The sequence below is a fragment of the Aeromonas sp. YN13HZO-058 genome (assembly GCF_001921245.1).
Lineage (GTDB): Bacteria > Pseudomonadota > Gammaproteobacteria > Enterobacterales > Aeromonadaceae > Aeromonas > Aeromonas allosaccharophila.
Window position 1 is genome coordinate 1 of the sequence record NZ_MQSY01000029.1, and the last position, 7,585, is coordinate 7,585.

Sequence of the window (7,585 nt, forward strand, 5' to 3'; positions counted from 1 at the left end):
GCTGGGGTATCCATGATGGTAGACCTCAAGGTGATGGCCTACTTCAAGCTTAGCCCTTCAACACGTAATTGGGACAGCGCCATAAAAAAGAGCCTTGCCGCATGGCAAGGCTCTTTTTGTTTCGATATTCGTTTCGATATCTGTTCCGCCAAGCGATGGTGGCTCGGACAGACGCTATTGCGGCAATGTCTCCAACCGTTCCAGAAATGCAGGCAGGGAGGGGGCCAGCGGCAGACGGCGGCCAGAGTCGAGCCACTCCAGCCACACCTGACCACTCTCGTTATCAAGGGAGATGAGCGTCATCTCGTTGCGGGTGGTGGCAATAAAGATGGAGGGGGTTCGTTTTAACTTGCGCAACATCAGCAGGTGGCCGATGAGGTTCTCCCTGAGCAGGTCGAGATCCGCGTCGTTCCACGGCAAGATCAGTTCAAGGCGCAGCCCCTTGAAGAGGCAGGGGATGGGGCGGCTGAACCAGTGCCCGAAAAGGGCAATGGCGCAGGGATGAATCGTCAGCTCAAGTGCATCGGCCATGGCCGTAAAATCGGCGGGTTCGGGGCGCTGGTGAGGGCGCCAAGCCACCCGACCATCGGCGGGCTCACCAAGCTGGCAGGGGGAACGCCAGTCCGCCTCCCACTCGCACAAGGGCAGGCCTCGTCTGGCCTCGCCATCCCGTTGCCAGCGGGCAAAAAAGTGCTCCAGGGCAGACAAAACTTGATCCGACATCGAAAATCCCCACAATTGCTGGCAAAGTCCGCTATTGCACCACCAAACCCGGTAACAGACAAGGTTGCCAGCCGACCTTGCGACCCGGGTACAGAACCCGGGCCGACGCCCAAACCAAACGGCTGCAACCATCCGGCCCTGCAATGGCCCGTTTCATTCCACTCATCATGAGCAGATTACGTGAGCAACCCTGTGAGCAAACAAGATAGATACGCCGGGGCCAGCGCCCTGACCGGCCTGAGCCTGGGCCAGCAATCCGATTACATCAGCCAATACACCCCCTCCCTGCTGCAGCCAGTTCCCCGCAGCCTGAACCGGGATGACCTCCAGCTGGGCGATGATCTGCCCTTTACCGGTTGCGATGTCTGGACCCTCTATGAGCTCTCCTGGCTCAACGCCAAGGGCAAGCCAATGGTGGCGGTGGGTGAAGTGACCATTCCGGCCACCAGTGCGAATCTGATCGAATCCAAATCCTTCAAGCTCTACCTCAACTCGTTCAACCAGACCCGTTGCGACTCCATCGAAGCGGTCGCCGCCATGCTGACCAAGGATCTGAGCGCCTGCGCCGGTGAAACCGTCACGGTCACCCTGTTCCCTCTTGATCAGGCACCGCACCAGATTGCCCTGCTGCCCGGCGAGTGCATCGACGAGCAGGATATCGAGGTAGACACCTACGAATTTGATGCGACCCTGCTGCAAGGAGCGGCCGGCAGCAAGCAGGTAGAAGAGACCCTGCACAGCCACCTGCTCAAATCCAACTGCCTGGTGACCAGCCAGCCGGATTGGGGATCCGTGGTGATCCGCTACAAAGGGCCGAAACTCGATCGGGAGAAGCTGCTGCGCTACCTTATCTCGTTCCGCCAACACAACGAGTTCCACGAGCAGTGCATCGAGCGGATCTTTATCGACCTCAAGCACTATTGCCAGCCCGAGCAATTGACCGTCTATGCCCGCTACACCCGCCGCGGCGGCCTCGACATCAACCCGTTCCGCACCGATTTCGAAGCAGTGCCCGCCAACCTGCGCCTGATCCGCCAATAAACGCGAGCTGCAGCAAAGAGGGCAGGCACACTGCCCTCTGTACTGTGCGCCAGAAGGTTTCAATCGATGCTTTACATGGCAAGAATGAGGGCGCTGGATAATAAATTCCAGACGAAACCCACTTGCCGGCCACCTGTAAACCACAGTAAACGCTGGACTCGCAGGGGGGGGCTTGGATAACATGCCAACACCTCTGCGCCGTCCTTAATCCAATGAATCAACTGTTTTTTCTGGCCATGATGATGTCCTCCCTGTCAGCTCCGAATCTGGATCTGGACAAGGAGCAACTCTCTATCGATCTGCAACAAGCGCAATCGATGGTCCTGGCCGATCCTGCCAGATGTGTCCAGATCACCACCGCCTTCCTGGCGCGCGCAGCCAATAATCCCCAGCAAATCATCAGCAATCGCCAGGAGTTCGGTTATCGCGAACCCATCCTGAGCTACAGCACGGTGGCCCAGACCATAGGTGCCCATCTGCTCAAAGGGGAGTGTCTGCTGCAACTTGGCCAGTATCAGGCCACCCAGCAAGCGCTCGACAAGGCGATGGCACTGGCCGACAAAGAACGGCAACCGGAACTCAAGGCTCACGGCCTCTATCTCAAGATCCGCAGTCAGGCCCTCAAACCGGATAACCAGAGCACCAGCCGCGCCCTGATGGCTCAGCTGGACGAGCAGTTGGCCGTCCCCGCTCTCAAGCAGAGCCAGTTGCAGATCTATGGCCGCCTGCAACGCACCAGCTACGACATCGAGAACCAGCACTTCGATGATGCCAAGGCCCATCTGGCAGACGCGCGGATCTGGGCCGCCAAGACCCCCAATCCTCTCGCCAGTGCCTGGGTCAGCGCCATCAGCGGCGACCTTTATCGCGCGCTGCAGCAGCCACAGCTGGCGCTGGGGGAATATATCGATGCCCAGCAACAGGCCAAAAGTCTCAACGACCCGCTCTTTCTCGGCCTGCTGTCGAACCAGATAGTCAAACTCTACCAGCAGGAGCAGGAGCCCCAGAAAGCGCTGCAATATGCCAATGAAGCGGCCAACTACTTCCACTCCATCGGCAACCCCTCCCTCCTGTGCGACTCCCTGATGGTGCTGGCGCGGCTCAACCGCGAGCAGGGTGACCTCAACATGGCGCTGGTCTACTTCTTCAATGCGCTGGACCTGCTCGATGAGGGGAGCAACCGGCCGCAGGCCTCCCTGCTCAAGTACGAAATCGGCAAGACCTACCTGCAAAGCGGCAACCTGTCGCTGGCCAGCAACTACCTCAATGCGGCCCGTCAGTCCCACGAGCTGAGCGATGCCAAAGAGCCGCTGATCGATACCCTGCTGCTGCTCGGCGAGCTCTATCTGAAGAAACAGGAAGCCGCCATCGCCATCCTGCAGCTGGAGAGCGCCCGCGCGCTGGCCAATCAGCTCGGCGATACCCGCCGTCAATACGAGGTCTTCCGCCTGTTGTCCCTCGCCTATGAGCAGAAGGGATATCTGCGCCAGGCCCTCGACAGCTACAAGCGCTTCCACCGCCTTGGCGAAGAGGTGCGCCAGCAGGAGCTGGCCATGGAGCAAGCAGCAATCCGCGACAACTATGTTCAGGTCGAACGGGTGCAGCATATCAAGGAGCTGGAGCAGCGACTTAACAACAGCCAGCATCAGCAGGAGCGCTATCTCTGGTCGAGCATCACCACCAGCCTGCTGCTGGCGCTCTTTATCTACCTCTTCTTCACCCTCTGGCTCAAGCTGCGTACTGCCCGCCTGCAACTGAAACGGACCAATGAGGCCCTGCTGATCGAGCCACGCTCGGGGCTGGCCAACTGGCAGCGGCTGATGAACCGCTGGCCGCGGGAGATGGCAAAGCGCCAGTTGAAATCGGATCGCTGGTACCTCAGTGAACAGCCCTCCAGCGAGTTCGATGACAAGCTGCACTATCTGCTATTCAGGGTGCCTTTCCTGGTCAACACGCTGGAGCGCCACGGCTATCAGGCCAGCAGAGAAATCGAGCAGGCCTTCGGTGCCTATATGGACACCCTGACCCCGCAAGATGGCCGTATCTATGACTTGCGGGAAGGACACATGCTCTATGTGGTGCCACAGCGCCACGTCACCAACCTGCATCAACTGGCGGGAGACCTGCTGACGGCCATCGCCGCCTTCCCTTGTAGTTATCCGCTGGATCGCCGGATCAGCCTCGGGATTGTCAGTCACCCCTTCCTGCCCAAAGCGGCGACGGCGCTCGATCACAATGGCCTGTTTGACCTCTGCTATCTCGCCCTGTCGGGAGCCATTCAGCTCAGTGAAAAATGCCAGCAAAACGCCTGGTTGGAGCTTGCTGCGATCGATTGCCAACAAGCGGCATTTTTTAATGGGGATGTGTGGCAATGCGGCCTGATGGCAATTGACAAGGGACTGGTAAAAGTCAATTCTTCTCATGAAAAGCAATGGGTTAATTGGCCCAGCCTTGCAAGGAAGCCGGCAGCCGATAACCACCAGGAAATAATGTAGATAACAGGCGAGGATCGAAACAAAGTTCGACCACTGTTGCTATCCAACACCAAAAACAATAATGACAACAGGGCGACCTGATAATGAATGACATCGCTGCCGTAGCAGGACAATTGGCCAGGCTCAGGGAATCCCTTCAGCAGAAACAGCTGGAACTCGACGGCGTGCTGTCGTTTTCCGATGCAGAGCGTGCCCGCGGCATCCAGTTTATCAACAAGTTGATGCTCTCCTGCCGTGGCTTCGACCGCGAGCTGGACAATCGCTTCGCCAAGCTCAAGCAGAAACTGGATAACAATCCCGCATTTACCTCGCTGGATGCCGACCTGCTGGCCATTGAAAAACTGCTGCAGCAGCACAGCAATGCGCTGGAAGAGTCGATCACCCTGACCCAGACCGCCATCGATCTTGGTTCCAAACAGCTGAAAAACATCAAGGGCTTCCCGGAAGAGACCCGCAAGTCCCTCAAAGAATTTCTGGCAAGTCCCGCCGGTTACGGCATTGCCGATCACCAGAAGAAGGTGATCAAGCTGCTGGAGTTCTACCAGCAGGCGATCAAGATCCAGCTGCTGCCAAGTCAGCCCCTGTTGGCACCGTCAGGTGCAACTCAACAAGAAAGCGATACTGCCAGCAACGATGGCCAGCCAGATGTCGACCCGTTTGATCTCAAGGATCACGCTCGCATCGCCGATGAGCTGCAGCGACTTATCACCGAACTCGACTTTGCCGGCGCCATCGGCGAGAGCCTGAGCGATATTCGCCGCCAACTGCTGATCGGGATTAACCCTGCCCTGCTGGCGGAAACCTGCCTGCAGGTGATCGAGCTAATCATCGAAGGCACCCGTGAGGAGCGCAAAGCCTCCCGCGCCTTCCTCAGCTCCCTCAACGAGAGCCTGTCCGCGGTACATGTCGGCTTTACCGAATCCCTCGATGAGGGGCGTGCGCTGCAAAACGAAACCCGCGAGACACGCGAGGCGCTGGTCAACGAGTTGCAGGCGATCGATCACTCCCTGGCCAGCCATAACTCCATCGATGCGCTCAAGCGCGCCATCTCCGGCCATATGGGCGCCATCAACCTGCTGCTGCAAGAGCGTGACAGCACGGCGGCGCGGGAGCGTCACCTGCTCACCCGCCTCTCCACCATGGAGTCCAAGCTGCGGTTGATGAAGGAGGAGACCGCCGAGTACAAGAAGCGGCTGACCATTCAAAAGCACAAGCTGTTCCTCGACAGCCTGACCCAGGTACACAACCGGGCCGCCCTCGATGAACGGCTGGAGCAGGAGTACAAACGTTGGCTGCGCTACCGCACTCCGCTCTGCATGGCGATCATCGACATCGATCACTTCAAGAACATTAATGACAACTACGGCCATATGGCGGGTGACAAGGCGCTGAAAGTGGTCGCCAAGGCGCTGCAGAGTGCCCTGCGTGACACTGACTTCATCGCCCGTTTCGGCGGGGAAGAGTTCGTGGTGTTGCTGCCCAACATCAACCCGGACAAGTTCCAGAAGCCGCTGGAGACCCTGCGCCAGACCATCAAGAGCATCCCGTTCCGTTTTCGCGATGCCAAGGTGGAGATCACCATCTCCATCGGCGCAACCCTGTTCAAGGATGGGGATAACCCGTCCGATGTGTTCGAGCGGGCGGACAAGGCGCTCTACCACGCCAAGAACACCGGTCGGGATCAAGTGACACTGGCCTGACAAGCGGCTAAAAAAACAGCGAACAGTCGTCACCCTATTTCCCTCCCCCCTCTGTTACCACTACTATCGATCTCAGGGGATGCTACATGGCGTCCCCTTTTCTCCCCAGGGAAAAACACAACGATAACAAGTGAGTAAAGGGGAACCTATGATTACGCACATCAATCCCGTCGGCAGCATGGATTTGCTGTCACAGCTTGAGGTGGATCGCCTCAAGCAGACTGCCTCCAGCGATATCTATCAACTGTTTCGCAACTGCTCGCTGGCAGTGCTCAATTCTGGTAGCCATACCGACAGCTCCAAGGAGATCCTGGAGCGCTTCAAATCGTTTGATATTCATGTGATCCGGCGCGAGCGCGGGGTCAAGCTGGAACTGTTCAATGCCCCCGAGCACGCCTTTGTCGATGGCGAGATCATTCGCGGCATTCAGGAGCACCTCTTCTCGGTGCTGCGCGACATTCTCTATGTCTCCAATCAGCTCGAGTCCAACCGCCAGGTCAATCTGACCAACTCCACCCATATCTCCAACGTGGTGTTTGCCATCCTGCGTAACGCCAAGGTGATCCTGCCGGGCGCCGATCCCAACCTGATCGTCTGCTGGGGTGGCCACTCCATCAATGCGATCGAGTACCAGTACACCCGCGCCGTGGGCAGCGAACTGGGCCTGCGCGAGCTGAACATCTGTACCGGTTGTGGCCCGGGCGCCATGGAGGGCCCGATGAAGGGCGCTGCCGTCGGCCATGCCAAACAGCGGGTACGCAACGGGCGCTACATCGGCCTCACGGAGCCTTCCATCATTGCAGCCGAACCGCCCAACCCCATCGTCAACGAGCTGGTGATCCTGCCGGATATCGAGAAGCGACTGGAAGCCTTCGTGCGCCTAGGCCACGGCATCATCATCTTCCCGGGTGGAGTCGGCACCGCCGAAGAGCTGCTCTATCTACTTGGCATCATGATGAACCCGGCCAACGAACGCCAGCCGATGCCGATCATTCTGACCGGCCCGAAAGAGAGCGCCGACTACTTCCGTGCCATCGACGACTTCATCAAGGCGACCCTGGGCGAGCCTGCTACCCGGCTCTACCGGATCATCGTCGGCGATGCGCCGGAAGTAGCCCGGGTGATGAAAGAGGCGATGCCGAAGATTCGCGAATATCGCAAATCGGTCGGCGATGCTTACTCCTTCAACTGGTCGCTCAAGATTGAACCTGAGTTCCAACTCCCGTTCGAGCCGGATCACGCCAACATGGCCAGTCTGGATCTGCACCGCAATCAACCGCCGCAACTGCTGGCTGCCAACCTGCGCCGTGCCTTCTCCGGCATCGTCGCTGGCAACGTCAAGGAAGGGGGCATTCGCGCCATCGAGAAGAAAGGCCCCTTCAAGCTGCACGGCGACAAGGAGCTGATGCACCTGATGGACAAGCTGCTGGAGAGCTTCGTCAAGCAACAGCGAATGAAGCTGCCGGGCAGCCAATATGTGCCCTGCTACGAAATCGTCCGCTAGGGTATAGACAGCCACATCATCGACAGAGGGGGCGCATTGGCGCTAATGCCAGTCAGTTAAGCCTGACTGGCATTGTTTTTATTGGCTTTTTTCACACTATACCTCTGTGGCCTTGGCTTCAC

The 7,585-nt window shown here is 58.4% G+C and carries 5 protein-coding genes; 4 read left to right on the forward strand and 1 reads right to left on the reverse strand.

Annotated elements, in window-relative coordinates:
- Window positions 1-174: 174 nt before the first annotated feature.
- Window positions 175-723 (reverse strand): SecY-interacting protein Syd, encoded by a 549-nt coding sequence (locus BSP75_RS06895; RefSeq protein ID WP_075112686.1) that lies wholly within the window; start codon window positions 721-723, stop codon window positions 175-177.
- Window positions 724-915: 192 nt separating this feature from the next.
- On the opposite strand from BSP75_RS06895, the gene queF reads away from it, so the two are divergent.
- From queF to ppnN, 4 genes are all read left to right on the forward strand, one after another.
- Window positions 916-1,764 carry an NADPH-dependent 7-cyano-7-deazaguanine reductase QueF gene (gene queF, locus BSP75_RS06900; RefSeq protein WP_075112689.1) on the forward strand — a complete coding sequence of 283 codons (849 nt, stop codon included), beginning with the start codon at window positions 916-918 and terminating at the stop codon, window positions 1,762-1,764.
- Between the two features lie 212 nt (window positions 1,765-1,976).
- Window positions 1,977-4,259 carry a hypothetical protein gene (locus tag BSP75_RS06905; RefSeq protein ID WP_075112687.1) on the forward strand — a complete coding sequence of 761 codons (2,283 nt, stop codon included), beginning with the start codon at window positions 1,977-1,979 and terminating at the stop codon, window positions 4,257-4,259.
- A gap of 83 nt (window positions 4,260-4,342) precedes the next feature.
- On the forward strand, window positions 4,343-5,959 hold the full coding sequence (locus tag BSP75_RS06910) for a GGDEF domain-containing protein (protein ID WP_075112688.1): 1,617 nt from the start codon (window positions 4,343-4,345) through the stop codon (window positions 5,957-5,959).
- A 148-nt stretch (window positions 5,960-6,107) separates the two neighbouring features.
- Window positions 6,108-7,463: a nucleotide 5'-monophosphate nucleosidase PpnN gene (gene ppnN, locus BSP75_RS06915; protein ID WP_042657209.1), complete on the forward strand. Its 1,356-nt coding sequence runs from the start codon at window positions 6,108-6,110 to the stop codon at window positions 7,461-7,463.
- Window positions 7,464-7,585: the final 122 nt, after the last annotated feature.